The sequence below is a fragment of the Advenella mandrilli genome, assembly GCF_016595155.1.
Taxonomy (GTDB): domain Bacteria; phylum Pseudomonadota; class Gammaproteobacteria; order Burkholderiales; family Burkholderiaceae_B; genus Advenella; species Advenella mandrilli.
Genome location: NZ_JAENGP010000001.1, coordinates 268,174 through 286,895 on the forward strand (window position 1 = coordinate 268,174; position 18,722 = coordinate 286,895).

At 50.1% G+C, this 18,722-nt stretch carries 17 protein-coding genes; 4 read left to right on the forward strand and 13 right to left on the reverse strand.

Features of this window, described 5'->3' with window-relative positions; genetic code table 11:
* The first annotated feature begins 117 nt into the window (after positions 1 to 117).
* The 4 genes from JHL22_RS01245 to ftsB are packed head-to-tail and all read left to right on the forward strand — an operon-like array spanning position 118 to position 3,865.
* Positions 118 to 1,728, forward strand: a complete 1,611-nt coding sequence (locus tag JHL22_RS01245; protein ID WP_200232938.1) for an MDR family MFS transporter — start codon at positions 118 to 120, stop codon at positions 1,726 to 1,728.
* The gene (locus JHL22_RS01250; RefSeq protein WP_200232939.1) at positions 1,729 to 2,154 is read left to right on the forward strand and encodes a MarR family winged helix-turn-helix transcriptional regulator; all 426 of its coding nucleotides are present in this window, start codon (positions 1,729 to 1,731) and stop codon (positions 2,152 to 2,154) included.
* A gap of 43 nt (positions 2,155 to 2,197) precedes the next feature.
* Positions 2,198 to 3,490: a phosphopyruvate hydratase gene (gene eno, locus JHL22_RS01255; RefSeq protein WP_200232941.1), complete on the forward strand. Its 1,293-nt coding sequence runs from the start codon at positions 2,198 to 2,200 to the stop codon at positions 3,488 to 3,490.
* A 15-nt stretch (positions 3,491 to 3,505) separates the two neighbouring features.
* Positions 3,506 to 3,865 (forward strand): cell division protein FtsB, encoded by a 360-nt coding sequence (gene ftsB / locus JHL22_RS01260; RefSeq protein ID WP_200232949.1) that lies wholly within the window; start codon positions 3,506 to 3,508, stop codon positions 3,863 to 3,865.
* Between the two features lie 21 nt (positions 3,866 to 3,886).
* Here the strand turns inward: ftsB and JHL22_RS01265 are convergent, their stop codons facing one another.
* From JHL22_RS01265 to leuS, 13 genes are all read right to left on the reverse strand, one after another.
* A complete protein-coding gene (locus JHL22_RS01265; protein WP_200232951.1) occupies positions 3,887 to 4,915 on the reverse strand; it encodes a TadE family protein in 1,029 nt (342 codons plus the stop codon).
* Positions 4,916 to 4,998: 83 nt separating this feature from the next.
* Positions 4,999 to 5,919: an Hsp33 family molecular chaperone HslO gene (gene hslO, locus JHL22_RS01270; protein WP_200232953.1), complete on the reverse strand. Its 921-nt coding sequence runs from the start codon at positions 5,917 to 5,919 to the stop codon at positions 4,999 to 5,001.
* A gap of 30 nt (positions 5,920 to 5,949) precedes the next feature.
* On the reverse strand, positions 5,950 to 6,471 hold the full coding sequence (locus JHL22_RS01275; RefSeq protein ID WP_200232955.1) for a gamma carbonic anhydrase family protein: 522 nt from the start codon (positions 6,469 to 6,471) through the stop codon (positions 5,950 to 5,952).
* An 11-nt stretch (positions 6,472 to 6,482) separates the two neighbouring features.
* Positions 6,483 to 7,844: an AMP-binding protein gene (locus JHL22_RS01280; protein ID WP_200232959.1), complete on the reverse strand. Its 1,362-nt coding sequence runs from the start codon at positions 7,842 to 7,844 to the stop codon at positions 6,483 to 6,485.
* A 129-nt stretch (positions 7,845 to 7,973) separates the two neighbouring features.
* On the reverse strand, positions 7,974 to 9,416 hold the full coding sequence (locus JHL22_RS01285; protein ID WP_200232961.1) for a hypothetical protein: 1,443 nt from the start codon (positions 9,414 to 9,416) through the stop codon (positions 7,974 to 7,976).
* Positions 9,413 to 10,417 carry a hypothetical protein gene (locus JHL22_RS01290; RefSeq protein ID WP_200232962.1) on the reverse strand — a complete coding sequence of 335 codons (1,005 nt, stop codon included), beginning with the start codon at positions 10,415 to 10,417 and terminating at the stop codon, positions 9,413 to 9,415. The genes JHL22_RS01285 and JHL22_RS01290 overlap by 4 nt, the downstream gene beginning before the upstream one ends.
* Before the next feature lie 145 nt (positions 10,418 to 10,562).
* Entirely contained in the window at positions 10,563 to 11,054 is a 492-nt protein-coding gene (locus JHL22_RS01295) for an RDD family protein (protein ID WP_200232963.1), read from the reverse strand.
* A 2-nt stretch (positions 11,055 to 11,056) separates the two neighbouring features.
* Positions 11,057 to 12,601 carry a THUMP domain-containing class I SAM-dependent RNA methyltransferase gene (locus tag JHL22_RS01300; protein ID WP_200232964.1) on the reverse strand — a complete coding sequence of 515 codons (1,545 nt, stop codon included), beginning with the start codon at positions 12,599 to 12,601 and terminating at the stop codon, positions 11,057 to 11,059.
* Positions 12,602 to 12,613: 12 nt separating this feature from the next.
* Positions 12,614 to 13,036 carry a CopD family protein gene (locus JHL22_RS01305; RefSeq protein WP_200232965.1) on the reverse strand — a complete coding sequence of 141 codons (423 nt, stop codon included), beginning with the start codon at positions 13,034 to 13,036 and terminating at the stop codon, positions 12,614 to 12,616.
* A gap of 10 nt (positions 13,037 to 13,046) precedes the next feature.
* Positions 13,047 to 14,309: a glutamate-5-semialdehyde dehydrogenase gene (locus JHL22_RS01310; RefSeq protein WP_200232966.1), complete on the reverse strand. Its 1,263-nt coding sequence runs from the start codon at positions 14,307 to 14,309 to the stop codon at positions 13,047 to 13,049.
* Positions 14,310 to 14,330: 21 nt separating this feature from the next.
* On the reverse strand, positions 14,331 to 15,383 hold the full coding sequence (holA, locus tag JHL22_RS01315; protein ID WP_200232967.1) for a DNA polymerase III subunit delta: 1,053 nt from the start codon (positions 15,381 to 15,383) through the stop codon (positions 14,331 to 14,333).
* Position 15,384: 1 nt separating this feature from the next.
* Positions 15,385 to 15,966: an LPS-assembly lipoprotein LptE gene (locus tag JHL22_RS01320; protein ID WP_200232970.1), complete on the reverse strand. Its 582-nt coding sequence runs from the start codon at positions 15,964 to 15,966 to the stop codon at positions 15,385 to 15,387.
* Between the two features lie 7 nt (positions 15,967 to 15,973).
* Entirely contained in the window at positions 15,974 to 18,631 is a 2,658-nt protein-coding gene (gene leuS, locus JHL22_RS01325) for a leucine--tRNA ligase (protein ID WP_200232974.1), read from the reverse strand.
* Between the last annotated feature and the right edge of the window lie 91 nt (positions 18,632 to 18,722).

The following is an 18,722-nucleotide window of genomic DNA, read 5'->3' on the forward strand; positions in this document are numbered from 1 at the left end:
GTTGCGTTTACGAGACTCTTGGAAACGCAACGGTTTATTTTTACTTATTTAATTGACAGTAAAATAATTTCAACTAAAATAGTTTCACGATCAATTAATTTTTGAAGTGTTACTATCATGTCTGCACAACCCATTAATGTTGATGATGAAGATTCGGGCACCGGAAGACGGTTGCCGTTTCGTCAGTCACTCCTGGCTATTATCGGCTTGTGTTTTGTTACCATTCTGGTTGGGCTGGATCAGTCTATTGTTAGTACGGCCATGCCGACCATTGCGGCAGAATTGAACAGTTTTGATTTGTATGCCTGGGTAGGAACGTCTTATTTGCTGGCTTCGGTTATTACTGTACCCATTTTTGGACGTCTGGGTGATTTTTACGGTCGCAAGCCATTTGTCATTGCCTCAATTATTATTTTTACCACTGCGTCCATACTTAGTGGCATGGCTGACAGCATGATGTACCTGATTCTTTCCCGCGCCTTGCAGGGTATCGGCGGCGGTATGCTGGTGGGAACGGCATTTGCCTGCATTCCTGACTTGTTTCCGGTCGCGGCGGTCAGGCTGAAATGGCAGGTTTTCTTAAGTTCTTCATTTGGTATTGCCAGCGTGATTGGCCCTTCGCTAGGTGGTTTTCTTACCGAGTATTATGGTTGGCGATCTATTTTTTTCGTCAATGTGCCCATTAGCCTGTTGGGGCTTTGGTTTGTTTGGCAATACTTGCCGCTTATCCGTTATGAGCATAAGCAAACCATCCGGCTGGACTGGATTGGAGCCGTGTTAATTACCTTGGCATTGGGCAGCCTGCAATTGTTTGTTGAAATGTTGGGGCGGCATGGCATGGGTTGGGAAGTGGCCATGCTGGGGCTGGTGTTTGTGTTGTTTACGGTCATTTTGATTAAATGGGAATCTTATTGTCCTTATGCGCTGATACCCCTTGAGCTTTTTCGTGTGAAAAGCCTGAATGTATTGTTTTTATTGTCGTTGTTGCTGGGTTTTACCCTGTTCAGCCTGTTGTTTTACATTCCGCTTTTCCTGCAAGGAGGCTTTGGGCTGTCTCCTAATGAGGCAGGTATCTTAATCACGCCTTTGGTGGTGTGCGTAACAGTAGGCAGCATTATAAGCGGACGGGTTGTTACCCGGCTAAGCCGTCCCAACCATATTTTATATGTCGGTTTTATACTGGTTTTGATTTGTGTCCTGGGGACGATTTTCTCCAACCGTGGCGGTTCATCATATGTTTTTATGGCTTATATGGTGCTTGGCGGCGTGGGGCTTGGCATGATTATGCCTAATTTAACCATTTTTTCCCAGGAGGTGGCGGGCAAGTCGAACCTGGGTATTGCCACTGCCCTGGTTCAATCTATCAGGATGATTGGTGGCATGTTGGGAATTGCCATTGTGGGCTCCCTGATTAATTATTTGTATGCCACCGGCATGACAAGGCAATTAAGCGGCAATATACCCAATGACTCATTTCCGGACTTATATGACCCCCAGCTTTTGGTGAATCCTCCCCAGCAGCTGGCTTTGCAGGAACAGGCGCGGCAAATGGGGATGGGTGATATTCAAAGCTGGATTGATATTGGCCGTGAAACCCTGACGGTATCCATCCATTCGGGCTTCTGGATTGTGTTTGCCTTAACCTTGTTAGCCGCTGTTTGGGTATACCGATTACCTTTGATAGATTTGAAAGGCAAAAAAACAGTCCGAAAAAAGGAGGGCAAATAAATGGCTTTGGAACTTGAAATGATGCAGCGGGTAGGGCGTATTTACCGGACCTGGGTCAGGCTGTTTGAATCCGAAGTGGGTATCCCGGGGGTAAGGTGGCGAATTCTGCTGGCGTTGGGGGATGAGCCTGTTTCACAAAAACAACTGGTCAGTTCGCTGGATATCGATGCGGCTACCCTTACGCGACATGTAAAAACCATGGAAACAGAAGGTTGGGTCAAGCGTTCCATGGACCAGAATGATAACCGGGTAACCAATGTATTGCTGACCGGAAAAGGGCATAACTTCAGGACAGAAACCTGGGTCAGGCGTGATGTGTTTCTGGCCAAAATAACCCTTGGTCTACCTGAAGATGAAATTCATGTGTTGATTGCCACGCTTGATAAAATACAAGCCCGTCTTTGTCATGTACAATTTAGCCTATGACAAAAACCTTTGTAATACTTGAACAGGCAGGAAATTCATAACCATGAGTGCTATTGTAGATATTATCGGCCGTGAAATTTTGGATTCTCGCGGAAACCCGACTGTTGAATGTGATGTTTTATTGGAATCCGGCGCCATGGGGCGTGCGGCGGTTCCCTCTGGGGCATCAACCGGTGAGCGTGAGGCCATTGAATTGCGTGACGGCGATAAATCACGTTATTTGGGTAAAGGCGTTTTAAAAGCCGTTGAAAATGTTAATACAGAAATTTCTGAAGCCCTGATTGGTCTGGATGCACAGGAACAAACCTTTATTGACCGTACCCTGATTGATCTTGACGGCACCGAGTCCAAAGAACGCCTGGGCGCCAATGCCTTGCTGGCTGTCAGTATGGCGGTTGCCCGTGCGGCGGCTGATGAATCCGGCCTGTCTTTGTACCGTTACTTTGGCGGTAGCGGCCCAATGAGCATGCCCGTTCCCATGATGAACGTGATCAACGGTGGCGCTCATGCCAACAATACACTTGATCTGCAAGAATTCATGATTCTGCCAATTGGTGCCAGCAGCTTCCGTGAAGCCCTGCGTATGGGCGCAGAAGTTTTTCATGCGCTTAAAAAGATTATTCATGATCAAGGCATGTCAACAGCAGTGGGTGACGAAGGTGGTTTTGCACCTAATGTGGCCAACCACGAAGCCGCCATTCAGCTTATCCTGAAAGCCATTGAAGACGCGGGCTACGAAGCCGGTACACAAATTGCCCTGGCCCTTGACTGCGCCAGCTCCGAGTTCTACAAAGATGGCAAGTACCATTTGGCTGGCGAAGGCGGTATTTCCTTAACGTCACAAGAGTTTGCCAATCTGCTGGCTTCCTGGTGCGATAAATATCCTATCGTTTCCATCGAAGACGGTATGTCTGAAAATGACTGGGAAGGCTGGAAAATCCTGACCGATTTGCTGGGCAAAAAAGTGCAGTTAGTGGGTGATGACCTGTTCGTTACCAACACTAAAATCCTGAAACAGGGTATTGACCAGGGTGTAGGTAACTCTATCCTGATCAAAATCAACCAGATTGGTACGTTAACCGAAACATTTGCCGCCATTGAAATGGCCAAACGTGCCGGTTATACCGCAGTAATTTCACATCGTTCAGGTGAAACCGAAGACTCAACCATTGCCGATATTGCCGTGGCCACCAGCGCCATGCAAATCAAAACCGGTTCGCTGTCACGCTCTGATCGCATGGCTAAATACAACCAGCTGCTTCGCATTGAAGAAGAATTGGCTGAAGTGGCTCATTACCCCGGGGTAGATGCATTCTATAACCTGCGCAACCGCTAATCGTCCGTCTATTTCATGCGTTTGCTCTTTTTGTCGCTTTTACTGGCTTGTCTGGCTATTCAGTATCCCCTCTGGAAGGGGGATTCGGGACGGCTGCGCGTGGAAGAATTAAAAGGGCAAATTCAAGAGCAACATGAAAAAAATAAGGCATTGTTGGCTCGCAATAATGCCATGAAAGCCGAAGTACAGGATTTGGACTCAGGAACCCAGGCCCTTGAAGATCGTGCCCGCATAGAAATGGGCATGATTAACGAGGGTGAGGCCCTGGTGCAAATCCTGGTTCCCAACGAGGCGGTACCTACCGTTTCCCTTCCTATCGGCAAAAAAGCCGAAGTCTCTAAGCCGGCTGTCACCCCCACTTCTACTGCACCATAAACCTGGGTTTATGTGCTTTTGCTAGGTGCAGCAAAGGTTGATATCACAGGCCGGGTCTTGCCCATCTACTGAAATTTCCTCTTCCGGTAACGGTTCTTCTGGCGTTGCCGGCTTTTTGTTGCCTGTTTCTTTGCTTGCAGGCACTTGTTGGCTGGGGGGTACGGACGCTTGCGAGGGGTTGGGTGAGGTCGTGCCGGGAAGCGTTGCTGCTGATGTGTTTTGGCTGGTGCCTGGGCTGCACCACAGGCCTGTACATGCTGGCAAGTTGCCGACTTGCTGACTGCCAATGCCGCTTCCGGATAAGGTATGGCTGTAAAGTACTTTTCCGCCAGCTTCTGCCGGCCATAAAACGGGATGGGACTGCATGCTGATAGACAGGGTTTGTTTAATGGGCAGGATGCCCTGGCGCATAAGCTGGTTGCCGTAATTTTGCTGTTTGCCAGCCAGTAGTTTAAATAATTGGCTTATGCCGGGAATAAGGGCTTGATATGGGTAGGTAAGTTCTATTTGCAAGGTATTGGCCTGAAAAATATGATTACCCGAATAGTTGCCCGTACCTGTTCGCAGGTATTGTTCATATTGATAGTTATTGTCGATGGCGGGCAGACCGGTTTGTTGCGCGATGAGCAGGTCTTTACGCTGGAAGTCAATAAAATCGGCCTGACTTGGGCTTTGTATCACAATACGCCATGGGGCTTGACCGGTTTTTTTCTTGAGGCGATTGAAATAAGCCTGCATGCGTGCGGCAGGGTCTGGATAATTGCCGGCAGGTACAAACAGGGGATGCAGCGCTTTTTCAAAGGCCTGTTCTATGGTGTCTGGATTGGCATGGTTGGTGGCGGCGGCACGGGCGGCCTCTAGCAGGGCAAGACTGCTGGCCTGCCGGGTGATGTACCAGTATGATGCCTCCAGTGAACCCATGCCCAGCATTAATAAGGGGGTGGCAATCAGCAAGAATTCTACCGAACCAAATCCTTTGTTTTGCCGGGTGCGACCATGCCTGGATGGATGGCTTTTTATCGTTGAGGAAAAAAAGAAAAGAGTAAGCATGACGCTAGTCTGTGCTTACTCTTGAGTGCTGTAAATTGTGAATTTTACAAATGGCTGATTTTATCCTATAGCCCGGTTTGTGTTTAATGGGTGGATTGATTGCCCTTAACCACAAAACTGTCTGGGTTTACAAACAGTTTTGCACAGTCTACCGGATCAAAAATATAGGGTTTACCGCAAAAATCACAGGAAATTTCAATTTTTTCCTGTTCGCTGAGGATGCTGGCCACTTCTTCGCTACCCAGCATTTTTAGCATGTTGGCAACCCGTTCCCGGGTACAGGGACAAAACCAGGAAATAGCAATGGGCTCATAGGCAATTAAGGTTTCTTCCCAGTACAAACGATGGATCAGGGTGTCTTCATCGATGGAAAGCAGCTCTTCGGTGCTAAGGGTTTCAGCGAACTGGACCGCACGCTCCCAGGTTTCATCGTGGCTTTGCGTGGCCGCAGGAGCGCCGCCCGAAACGGGCAATTGCTGCAATAACAGTCCGCAAGCCTTTTCATCGTTGGCGGCCAGCCATAAACGGGTATCCAGTTGTTCCGAATGTTTCATGTAGTGCTCTAGCACCTGTGCCACTGAAGCGCCCTGCATGGGCACAATACCCTGGTAGGGTTGCATGCCTTCAGCCCTGTTTTTTGGGTCAAGGATGACCGCAAACCGGCCATTACCGTTGGCATTAAGCAGGGTTTGCAGGGTCCCGTTTTCGGGGCAAACAAATTCCTGCCGCATTTTGACCGTGGCGCGCAGGCGAAGTGCCGAGTCGCACTCAACCACAATCAGGCTAATCGGGCCATCACCTTGCAGCTGAAGAATTAAAGAGCCTTCGAATTTGATATTTGACGTGAGCAGGACGGCAGCCGCGCTTAATTCCCCCAATAGTCTTCGGATAATGGGGGGGTAGTGCTGGTGGGTCAGTGCTTCAGCCCAGGTTTGGGTAAGATTGACGGTTTGAACTCGCGTACTGCGGTCTTCAAACAGATATTTTTTTAAGGAATCGTTCATGACAGCAAGAAAAATATGACCTGAGACGGATTAATCAAGGCGTTTCAGGTGTTGAGAGTAGCGTTTGCCTTGTTCCACGTAGTGGCGGGTACCTGCATGAACACCGGCAAGATCTTCATCGGTCAGGGTGCGGGCAATTTTTGCAACACCAATTACCAGTGAGTTGTCGGGAATCACTTTTCCTTCGGGCACAATGGCGCCAGCACCAATGATACAGTTTTTACCAATAACCGCATTGTTAAGCACAATGGCCTGCATGCCAATTAATGAGCCTTCACCAATGGTGCAGCCGTGTAACATGGCCTGATGGCCTACGGTTACATTTTTGGCAATATAAAGCGGTACGCCTTCATCAACGTGCAAGACACTGCCTTCCTGGACGTTGCTGTTTTCATCGATGGTAATGCTGGCATTATCGGCCCGAATTGAAACATTGGCCCAAATGCTGACATTGGCGGCTAGTGTTACGTTACCAATCAGGGTGGCATTCTCAAAGATAAATGCACTGGGATCAATATTGGGTACCAGGTTTTCAAGTTGGTAAATGGCCATTTGGTTTCCTTTCAAGAAATGGATTCACTGACAGGGTTTGTGGTGTCTAGGGGATCAAGGGGAGTACGCCAGATGTAGCCATCGTTATCGGCATGGCCCAGAACTCCGGTGCTGACCCACTCGCCCAGTTTGGGCGTTTCATGAATTTGTGCATTAGACCAGTAAGACAGGGTAACGGTTGGGTCGGGATAGTCATATTGATCGGTGGTATGGATGGCAATTTCACCTGTTTGCCCCGATTCAACCTCTTCCCCTTCTTCATTGATAATGGCGATGGCATGGCCTGGATAGGGCTTGCCTATACTGCCGTGCAATGATGGCCATTTTTCATGACTTTCACCAATGATGTAACCAAAGCCAAGCGGTGCAAAAATGCTGTTAATGCTGACATTGAAACGTTCGTTGACCCAGTTGCGCAATGCCTGGGTGATGTCGGTGTCGGGACAGGTAATGCAACGGATGGCAATGTGGAATTCGAGCAGGGGATCGGTGTGATTTTTGATGCGCTCCAGTTCGTGGCTGGACACAAGCATGTTGGTAATTTGGTAGTGTTCCAGCAGGGTGAACAGGCGCGGAATGGTGCGTCCGCTGGGGCAACCAACAATAGAGCGGCCAAAGTAAAGCGTTGGCAGCAAGGCGTTGAGCAGGCCGTTGGGCGTATTCCAGTCAAAGGAAGTCCAGAAGATATCCTTGCCTTTGGGAAACCAGTTTTGGGAAGCCACAAAGCCGGGCAGTGTGCCAATTAAGGCACTATGGTGCACCATGGTGCCTTTGAGCAGTTTATTTTCAGAAGGGTGCGGGTAGATGAGCAACGCCGGTGAGTCGGCAGCCACAATAACCGGCGTAAAGGTACCAGGTTGTCTTGCCAGCAAGGTACGCCATGAAATAATACGCTCATCTTCGGTATGAATGCCAATAATCTGTTTGACCGGAGAATGATTGTCGATGGCCGACATCATGGGGGCAATGGAATGCTTGTCAACAATGGCCACCCTGGCTTGTGAATCGTGAATGCGTTCGGCATATTCGGCCGCGGTCAGGGTTGCGGTTAGCGGTACGGCAATGGCACCCACGGTAAGTGCCGCCAACTGGGTTACCGCACTTTCTGCCGAGTGTTGCAGGGCAATGGCAATACGATCCTGGGGTTGTATGCCCATGCGGATGAAACCGTTGGCCAGTTTATTGACTTGTTCTGAAAGCTGGCCGTAAGTCAGCATGGTGAGCTGGCCCACCTGGTCTTCGAAATAAATGGCAACTTGACGGGCTTCGTGCGGACTGGAGGCCCAGCGATGACAGCAGGCATCCGCAATATTGAAATGTGATGGAACTAACCATTCAAATGATTGATACAGTGAATTATATTGATCTGTCATATGACTGTTTGAGAGGCCTGTTTTTTTGATGCTGAAGGAAAATAAAAGGGCCATTTCTGACCCACTTTTCCACTATAAGGTTCATTCTAACATTTAATTGTCCAACCCGGCTATGTAGATTAAACAGGTTTACCTCAGGTCTTTGGGCCAGTTTGCAAAAGCGGCGGGGTTTGAAATAGGGATGCTCATGTCCTCACCTGTTAAATGCGTGCCGTTGTTTAACTGGAACGTTATGATGCCATCATCGGAGTGAATGCTTAGTGTGCCATTCGGACCACCCGAGAAAGTTCCATTCCAGACGAAGTTCTCCATGGATGGATGCGAGGAATACACGGAGAGGCTGGCTTTGCTGTGTGGAGGTGAATAGGCACCCACATTCCAGAAAGAAAAGGTTAGTGTGGTGCTGACTTCTATTTCGCCTATGGTTTCAGTGATTGTCGTGAAGGCTGTCACTTGGACCGGTGTGATCTGGGCGATGAGGTTACCGGTATTGTCCTGTTGTTCTGTATCGGCTTCGGGGTTCCAGATGGTATCGCCATCGTGGCGATCGTAGTTCTCGAAAAGATCGAGCAATTCCTTATCACTGATTTTTCCATCCTTATAATCTTCTATCAGTTTTTGCAAGGTATTTTGGTTATTCCAGTTAACGCGTTGTTGATGCTCGTACTCTTTCTGTTCTTCCGGGGTGCGGGTGTGGATAGTGCCGGTTTTCTTGTCCATATATTCGTTTTCAGCAAAGTATTTGATATTGCCATTGCTGTCCATATACGGTTGAGGCGTGTACCAGGGCTTGTTTATGTATTTTTGACGGGTTTGTTCATCACGGACGGCATCTTCGATTTCATTGATCCTGGGTTCGACATATTCTGTATAGGCTTGGCCACCAGCCCAGGCGCCAGCGATTGAACCACCGGGTATGAAAGAGCCGGCCAGTGCACCGCCTGCTTCAGCCCCTTTCTTGACGCCTCCTCTCACTAAGGCACCGGCAGCGCCTGTGGTGTCACCGGTTGAAAGGTAGCCGGTAGTTTCGGCCGCAACTGAAACGACGTCAAGGGCGTTAAGTACTTTACCCAGTTTTGACAGGAAGTTTGTTTTTGCCGCGGCCTGGCTTTGTTGTTTGCCGGACAGTTCGGCTTTCTTGTTGAGATTACCCAGTTTGGTTTGTGTTTTTTTTGAGGTCACGTAACCTGATGCCTTACGGCTTTTCGTCTGTATACTTTTGTTTAGCTTGTTAAATTCCTTGGTGTTATCTTTATGAATTTTATCCAGCTTCATTTGATTATTTAGTGCGTAATTTTCAGCTATTTTAATGCTTTGCTGTACAGGTTCATCGCTGGCCGTTTCACCTGTTACGTACAGGACCTCTTCCAGGGTACTTAATTTGTCATTTGCAGGCGCTTCATCTTGCGCGACAACCCAGAGGGGGGAAGGCTGTTCATTCTGGCTTTGAGCAGTGGGAATTGCATTGAAATGAGTGGGGGGAGGTATGATAACGGTAGCCGTTTTTTGTGCCATGGCTATATCAGAGATGCAAAGCGAGAGTCCCAACGCAGTTAAAACCGAATAATTCATTTCGCGTCCTTGTCCAGAAAATCGGAAAACCGGTAAAAATCAAAATGGGTGATTTTTACTTTATTATTATCATCACTAATTGCCAGGGTCGCATAAATGTTGGGGTTGTGCGAGGAGGCAAAGATTGATACTGCATTTTTCCCGTCTTCAACATAGGCAACCGGTTCCAAAGAAGCCCACAGTGCAGAATCCACGGCATTAAGTTCTTTGATTGGGGTATTGGGCGGCAATACATCGGCCAACTGCCCTTTTCGGGCGGCAAGCAACAGCCTGTTCCAGGCAATGCGCATGGCATGGGCCACACCGGTTTCATCGACGAATAATGGCAACAGGCTAGTCTGGTGCTCCATCCATTGCAGGGCAGCGCCGGCAACCATGGCTTCTGCCTGTTCAACATTTAAGGAGGCCAGCGGGTTTGGGATTTGGCCCATTCCGGCAGCAACGATCTGGCTGGTGGTTTTTGCGTTTACTTGTCCAATGGCTACGGGTGCCGAAGCTTTTTCTTGCATCCATCCCCGGCCTATCTGGAACGGAACTTTGGCGCCACGGATGACACTGTTCAGGAGAATGCCGGTATCCACAATGCGCAGGCGATTATCCTTGGGTGTTCGTGACCAGAGGGTCAATAAGGTAATATCGGCCCAGGGGTGCTGAAAGTAAACAAACTCAACCTCACTGCCAGTCGCGACAAAGTTGACCAGTGAGTGGCGGAAAAAAATCGACCAGTCATCGGCATTGTCCTGATCAAGCCAAAGCAGTTCACCCAATTCGGCAAAGGTAAGATTGGCCTCAGGGGTAGATGAATTTTTCAGGGCTGCCAGGAAATTTTTTGATGCCAGGGACCGGAACGCTTCCGCTTCGGCCCAGAGCTCAAGGTAGAGTTTTTGATCTTGTGTTTGTGTTTGTGCTTGTGCTTGTGCTTGTGCAAGGCGGGGAATAACACATAGCATCAAGGCAACAGCGAGGATCAGGGGCCGAAATAAAAGGGTCAGTGATCGCATGGCAAATTTCCGGTTGTAGTGAATTAAGCGTATTGTTACAAGACGGCATTGCCGGATGCAAGCCAGAACCCTGACAGCCAGCGTTAAACGTTTGTTACGTATACCAGTACTATAAATAAATACTCTGATATACACATTTTAACATTTAAATACGCTTGCCGGCTATGTTAATTAAACGAGTACCGGCCAGACGATCATGCATCATTAAACCGTCACGGTCCAACCAGCTATACACAAAATTCAGGAAGGGCGTCACAATAATGAACATGGTTATCGAGGCCCAGCCCAGGGATTGGGAAAGAAAGTAAATGCCCGCGGCACCCAGCAGGGGAATGGGCCAGCACAGCAGGTACCTTAAAATTAACTGGCCTGTTCCGGGTTTGTTCCCGCTTTTATCGCAAAGCAGAATATTCCAGGTTTTCATGGGAAGCGTCTGCCCTTTGCGCTTCCATGAAGTAATGAAGTAAAGACCAATCACCAAAAACAGCAGGGCTTGCCGGGGGGCATGGTACATCAGGCCGTGACGGCTTTGGGTCAAGGTGTCAAAAATATAGGAAGCGAAAAAAACAAGGCCAAACAAAAGTACGCCTTCGTACATCATGCAGGCAAAAATTCGCAGTCTGGCAGGGTAAGTCATTATTATTTGTTCCGATAGCTGTCGCTGACCATTTCAAAGGCAAACAGGCGGCAGTCAAGCGCGCCGTTAAAAAGCGGAATGCGCTGTTTGGGTTTGAGCCTGAGTTTTTTGGGCAGGTCAAGGTCACTGGAAATAATATGCACGTTCCAGTTGGCAAACTCTTTTTTCAGGCAGGAAGACCATTCGCGCCACAGGGTGTCGTCTTCAGGGTCCATGCGTTCGCCATAAGGCGGGTTGGTGATTAGCCAGCCACGTTCGGCCGGAGCCTGGGTGAAGCGGGCATCCTTGACATCAAAGAAAATAGAGGCGTCGGACAGACGGGCCCGGTGCAGGTTGTCTTTGGCCGCTGCAATGGCGTGCGGGTTGATATCAGACCCATATAACGGCGTTTCCAGTCTGGGGGCCATGCGGCTTAACGCATCATCTTTCAGGTCTTTCCAGCGACGGTAGTCAAAATTGCGCAGGCGTTCGAAGCCAAACGGGCGTGAAATACCGGGCGGTACGCCCTGGGCAATCCAGGCCGCTTCGATAAGAATGGTGCCACTGCCGCAGAACGGGTCATACAGGGGCATGGAAGGGTCCCAGCCTGAAAGGGCCAGAATGCCCGCTGCCAGGTTTTCCCTGAGTGGGGCTTCACCTTTGTCAAGGCGCCAGCCACGCTTGAACAGGGACTCGCCAGAGGTATCCAGGTAAAGGGTGGCGCTGTCGCTGGACAGAAACAGGTGAACCTTGGCATCGGGTCGGACGGTGTCAATGCTGGGACGTTCGCCTTCACGGTCACGCAGGCGGTCGCAAATGCCGTCTTTGGCCTTCAGGTTGCAGAACATGAGGCTTTTCATGGGGCTTTTGATAGCAGAAGTGTCTACCCTAAGCGTGTGTTCGGCACCAAACCATTGTTCCCATGGGGTATCGTAGGCCAGCTCATAAATATCGTCTTCGGTCATGATAGCGGCGTGCGAGACCTGTACCAGAATACGGGTGGCCAGACGTGAATACAGGTTGGCCCGCATGATGCCCATCCAGTCGCTGCTAAAGGCACAGCCAGCACGTCCTTTTTCTACGTTTTCAAAGCCCAGTGCGCTGATTTCCTCAAACAGGACATCTTCAAGCCCTTGAGGGCAGGGCGCAAATACCCGGAATATTTCAGTGTGCCGGAATTGGGTTTTTTGCCTGCGTGGTTCTTGACGAGGGTGTTTTGAAGCCTCGTAGGATGAATCACCCTTGACCACAGCCGGTTTGCCGGTGTTTTTTTGTGCATCGGGAAATTGGCCGATGGTTTCGGCACCACGGCTTAAGCGGTCGGCAAGGCTGGGACGATGCTTGCCATAGCCGGCCGTGCGTGGCAGGGGACGTGATTCAATCTTTTTTTTGATGGTGTCGTCAGCGTTCGTGCTGGATTCGGCAAAATTAGCCAGTGCAATGTTTCGGGCGCGCGCACCCGAACGCAGACGCGGTTTTTGGGGCTCGGCATCGGTATTTTGTTCAGTTTTTACGGTCGGTTTTTTTAATACGAGCTTTTTGCGGGGTGGTGTGTTGTCTTCAGACATGTATATTGTTTTTTAAAAAGGTTTGATAATGACCAGCGCAACAATGAACAACAACAAAAAAACAGGAATCTCGTTAAACCAGCGGTAATAAACATGAGAACGCGTGTTTTTGTTTTGTTCGAATTGCCGGTAAATGCGGGTGCAGGTGTAATGATAGCCAAGTACACCGGCAACCAGAAGCAGTTTGGCGTGCATCCAGCCATCGGTAAGGCCTATTTTGAACTGGATCATCATCCAGAGGCCGAAAATGACAGCGGGGATGGCCAGTTTGTTGGTAAAACGCAGCAGGCGCGCAGCCATGCCCAGCATGGCCTGATAAGCATCGGGGTTGGAGGTTTGCGCCATGTTGACATAAATGCGTGGCAGGTAAAACAACCCCGCAAACCAAGAAGTGACAAAAACGATATGCAGGGTTTTAAGCCATAAATACAACATTTCTTTACTCTTATTTGCGAAGTTGGCCGTTGCCGTTCAGCACCCATTTATAGGTGGTCAGACCTTCGAGGCCGACGGGGCCACGGGTATGCAAGCGGTTGGTGGAAATGCCGATTTCCGCGCCCAGGCCATATTCAAAACCATCGGCAAAAATGGTGGGCAGGTTGACATAGACCGAGCTGGAATCAACCTGTCTTTGGAACAGGGTGGCTTCGTGAATGCGTTCGGTAATGATGGATTCGGTATGGCCCGAACTGTGCCGGGCGATATGTTCAATGGCCTGTTCAAGGTTGTCTACTACGCGGATGGCCAGAATGGGTCCCAGATATTCGGTATCCCAGTCTTCTTCGGTAGCCGGTTTGGCATCGGGAATGAAGGTGCGGGTTTTTTCGCAGCCGCGCAGTTCTACCTGATGTTCGGCATAGGCTTGCGCCAGGCGGGGTAATACTTCCTGGGCAATGGCGGCATGCACCAGCAGGGTTTCCATGGCACCACAAATGCCGTAGCGGAAGGTTTTTGCTTGCAGGGCAAGCTGAAAGGCTTTTTCGAGGTCGGCATACTGGTCAATATAAATATGACAGTTGCCGTCCAGGTGTTTGATCAGGGGAACCCGGGCTTCTTCGCTAAGGCGCTTGATGAGGTTTTTGCCACCTCGGGGAATAATCACGTCCACGTATTCGGTCATGGTAATGAGTTTGCCGACCGCCGCACGGTCGGTGGTGCTGACGACCTGTACGACCGTTTCAGGCAAGCCGGCGTGTGCCAGGCCTTCACGAATGATATTGCCCAAGGCCAGATTTGAATGAAAGGCTTCGCTGCCACCACGCAAGATGGTGGCATTGCCCGATTTCAGGCACAAAGCAGCGGCATCAATGGTTACGTTGGGGCGTGATTCGTAAATAATGCCAATGACGCCAAGCGGTACGCGCATTTGGGCAATATTAATGCCATTGGGCAGGACGCGGGTGGCACTTAAGCTGCCTACCGGGTCTGCCATCGCGGCAATCTGGTTTAGCCCGGTAGCCATTAAATGGATGGCTTTGTCGGAAAGGGTCAAGCGGTCAAGCAGGGCCGGTTCCAGATTGTTGTTACGGGCATTTTCCAGGTCTTTGGCGTTTTCGGTTTTTAGATAGTCGGCATTCTCAAGCAGGCGCTGTGCCATGAAGCGCAAAGCGGTTGATTTTTGCTCATCGCTGGCTTGCATGATGTATGTGGATGCTTTACGGGCCTGTGCGCCGATTTGTTCCATGAGTTCATTGACAGATTGCGTCATCGTTAGTATCAACCTTGTTATTCATAAAATGGCCGGGTTCACGACTTTTAAGGCCAGTCGGGTAATTTCTTCCCAGGCATCGTCCATGCGGCCATTAACGGGGTAGCCTTTGAAAAGGCGGTCTATGTCATGGGCGTGCTGAATCATGCCCATTAATTGCTTTAGCGAGAGCCTTTCAAGGGCCTGGCGTATTAATTTATCGCGTGGCGGAAAAATATACAATTGCCTGAAGAGCCCGCTAATGTTTTCACCCTGCTGACGGGCGGTTGCCAGTGTGTACAGGGTGCGTATTTCCCGGGTCATGACACCCAGAACCAGTGGCAGTGCCTCGCCTTCGGCTTTGAGCCCCTGGATCATTCTGACCGTTCTTTGTCCATTGCCTTCAAGCATGGCACTGGATAGGGAAAAAACGTCGTAACGGGCAACATCCAGAATGGCTTGTTCGATATCTTCCGCCTGGATTTTACCTTCGGGATATAACAGGCCCAGCTTGAGGATTTCCTGATGGGCGGCAAACAGGTTGCCTTCCACCTTGTCGGTCATCCAGGCAAGTGTGGCGTCATCAACCGACTGGTTTTGCCGTTTCAGGCGCTGTTTGATCCAGGCGGGCAATTGCTGGCGGTCGATGTTGGCAATATTAACAACGGTGGCGGCTGCCAGCAACTGTTGGGCCCATTTGGTTTTGGCCGTGGCCCGGTCCAGTTTGGGCAGGCTGATAACGATAATAGTATCGGTAATTTCACCTTTTTGGATCTGTGCGGCAAGATTAATAAGTGCCGTTGCACCGACTTTACCGGGTTTGCCAGTGGGAATGGTGATTTCCAGAATTTTCAGGTCGCCAAACAGGGAGATGCTTTGAGTGCATTCCCGGATGGCATTCCAGTTACCGTTGGCGTCAAGAATAAGGCTGGTGCGTTCATTGTAACCTTTATCCCGACAGGCTTGCCGTAGGCTGTCAACAGTTTCATTGCGTAGCAAAAGCTCATCGGAGCAAACACAATAAAGCGTATCCAGTGTGGTGCCAGACTGGATAATATGGCTGGCAAACGAATCATGGTTAAAGGTTTGCCCCATATTACTGCGCAGGAACAAAACCCGGCGTTGGGTTATGTTCCAGATAGGAAGTGATAACGTCTGGAGCGGTAATGCGACGGATTAGACGGTCAGCGATGCTTTTTTCCATATCCTCATACATTAGCGCCATTTCTTCCTGTTTGGCAGCCGAGTCATCTTCATCATAAGGCAGTTGGCGGGTGGCCGAAATTTGTGAAGTTGGGATGAGCTCATTACCCTGGCTGTCTGTCATGGTGAAGGTTAGCGTCAGGTTAAGTTCGTATTCCTCTACCTTGCCCTGAGCGTCCAGGGAGACTTCACGCTGGGAGCGGTTAAAGCCTTCCTGCATTAGTTTTGCTTCTGCCAGAGCAGCATCTTCAGTGACAGTCGTACCGGGAGAGTTGGCCTGAATAGCCCGCCAAACCCTTGAGCCAAAGGCGGAGTTTTGCGGGATATTGGTATACAGGGTGGTAAAGGGTAGCGGTGTTGGGCCGCGCATTTTAAAGCCACAGCCCGCAATGAGCAGACACAGGAAGATACCGGCTGCCAGCAGAAGGTAAGTTCGTTTGGCAAATAGGGTGGTGAAGGGTGCTTGTGTCTGCATGTGTTGCCTATCCTACAATGTTGATCAGCTTGCCAGGAACAATAATAATCCGTTTTGGCGGCCGGCCTTCAAGAAACTTTTCAACCGCTTGATGGGCTAACGCCAATTGTTCAATGTCCTCTTTGCTGACACCGTTGGGAACATTAACGGAACCGCGCAATTTTCCATTGATTTGCAGCATCATTTCAATTTCATCGGCAATTAAGGCCTGCTCGTCAAGCTCGGGCCATGGGGCATCAAGCAAGTCGCCATTATTTTGGGCATAGCCAAGTTCACGCCAGATATGCCAGGTAATATGGGGAACGACCGGGTAAAGCATGCGCAGCAGAATGCCAACCACTTCCTTGATGGCGCTATCCGCTTCGGGACTGGCTTCAAGTTCGACATCTTCAATCGCGTTAAGCAGTTTCATGTTGGCAGAAACCACGGTGTTGTATTGAATACGCTCGTAGTCGTAATTGGCCTGTTTGAGCAGGGAGTAAGCGGTACGACGCAGCTCTTTGACGGCCTTGGGGGCGTTGTTCCAGTCAGGGGCGGTGGCAGGCGCACGGACAATAGTCGCTTTGTGATTATAAGCCATGGACCACAGACGCTTAAGGAAACGGTGCGAGCCGTCTACCCCGGAATCGGACCATTCCAGTGTTTGCTCGGGGGGGCTGGTAAACATAACAAACAGGCGGGCGGTATCGGCACCCAGGGTGTCGATAAGTGCCTGCGGGTCTACCCCGTTGTTTTTGGACTTGGACATGGTGCCAATGCCACCATAGTCTACGGGTGAGTTGTCTTTAAGAAGTCGGGCGCCAATAATGCTGCCTTTGTCGTTGTAGACGTTTTCAACTTCTTCGGGCCAGAAATATTCAATGCCGCCTTTTTCGGTTTTGCGTGAATAAATATGATTAAGCACCATACCCTGGCACAGCAGTTTTTTGAAGGGTTCGTCAAACTTGAGCAGGCCAATGTCGCGCATAGCCTTGGTCCAGAAACGCGCATACAGCAAGTGGAGCACGGCGTGTTCAATGCCACCAATGTATTGATCCATTGGCATCCAGTAGTCGTTGCGGGCATCAACCATGGCATTGTTGTTGCCTGGCGAGGTGTAGCGCATGAAGTACCAGGAAGAGTCGATGAACGTATCCATCGTGTCGGTTTCGCGACGCGCCGGCTTGCCGCATGTGGGGCAGGAGCAGGACAGGAAGGCTTCGTGTTTGTTAAGTGGATTACCGCTGCCATCGGGAATCAGTTCTTCGGGCAGTTTGACCGGCAGGTCTTTTTCGGGAACGGGAACCGGGCCGCAATCGACGCAGTGAATAATGGGAATGGGGGTGCCCCAGTAACGCTGGCGGGAAATACCCCAGTCGCGCAGGCGCCAGGTGGTTTGTTTTTCGCCTAGATCCTTGCTGGAAAGTGCGTTGGCGACGGCATCTACGGCCTGTTGATAGTTAAGGCCATCGAACTGGCCTGAATGGATGACAATGCCGTTTTGTTTGTCGGCATACCATTCCTGCCATTGTTCATTAGAGAATGCTTTGTCTTGAACCGAGATGACCTGTTTGATGGGCAACTGGTATTTAAGCGCAAAAGCGAAGTCACGTTCATCGTGTGCCGGTACGCCCATGACGGCGCCATCACCGTAACTCATGAGAACATAGTTGCCCACCCAAATTTCAACCTGTTCATGGCTAATGGGGTGAGTCACATACAGGCCTGTTGGCAACCCTTCTTTTTCACGGGTTGCCATTTCGACTTCAGTGGTGCCGCCTTGCTTGCATTCTTCGATAAAGGCTGCCAGGGCCGGGTTGTTTTGTGCTGCATGACTGGCCAGCGGGTGCTCGGGGGCAACCGCACAGAAAGTAACGCCCATAATGGTATCGGGGCGGGTGGTGAATACGTACATGCGGCCATCCTGGATAAGTTGGCCTTCTTTGTTTTTGATGTCATGGGTAAAGGAAAAACGGATACCTTCGCTTTTGCCAATCCAGTTTTCCTGCATCAGGCGTACACGTTCGGGCCAGCCGGGCAGGTTGTGTTTGACCTCATGCAGCAGTTCTTCGGCATAATCGGTAATGCGCAGGTAGTAGCCGGGAATTTCGCGTTTTTCAACCAGTGCACCCGAGCGCCAGCCGCGCCCATCAATTACCTGCTCGTTGGCCAGCACGGTATTGTCGACCGGGTCCCAGTTGACGGTTTGGGTTTTGCGGTAGGCAATGCCTTTTTCAAGCATTTTCAGGAAGAACCATTGGTTCCACTTGTAGTAATCGGGGTCGCAGGCACACATTTCGCGTGACCAGTCAATGGCCAGTCCCATTGCCTGCATTTGTTTTTTCATGTAGGCAATGTTGTCGTAAGTCCATTTTGCAGGGGGGACTTTTGACTTGATAGCGGCATTTTCGGCTGGCATCCCGAAAGCGTCCCAGCCCATAGGCATTAACACGTTGAATCCACGCATGCGTAGCTGGCGTGCCATCATATCGTTGATGGTGTAGTTGCGGACATGACCCATATGCAGCTTGCCGCTAGGATAGGGCAGCATGGAGCAGGCATAAAATTTGGGTTTGTCGTTGCCGTCGCGGTCTTTGGCATGCTCGGTGACCAGATAGGCATCGGTATCTTGCCAGTTGCGTTGAGCGTTTTGTTCTACTTCCAGTGGGTTATATTGTTCCAACATGACTTTCTGCGGTAAAAAATGGGCTTGGGAAAAATCCCGTAAAGCGTATTATTATAAGTCTTTACAAAGGGGAGTAGGTTGTTTTGTCTCT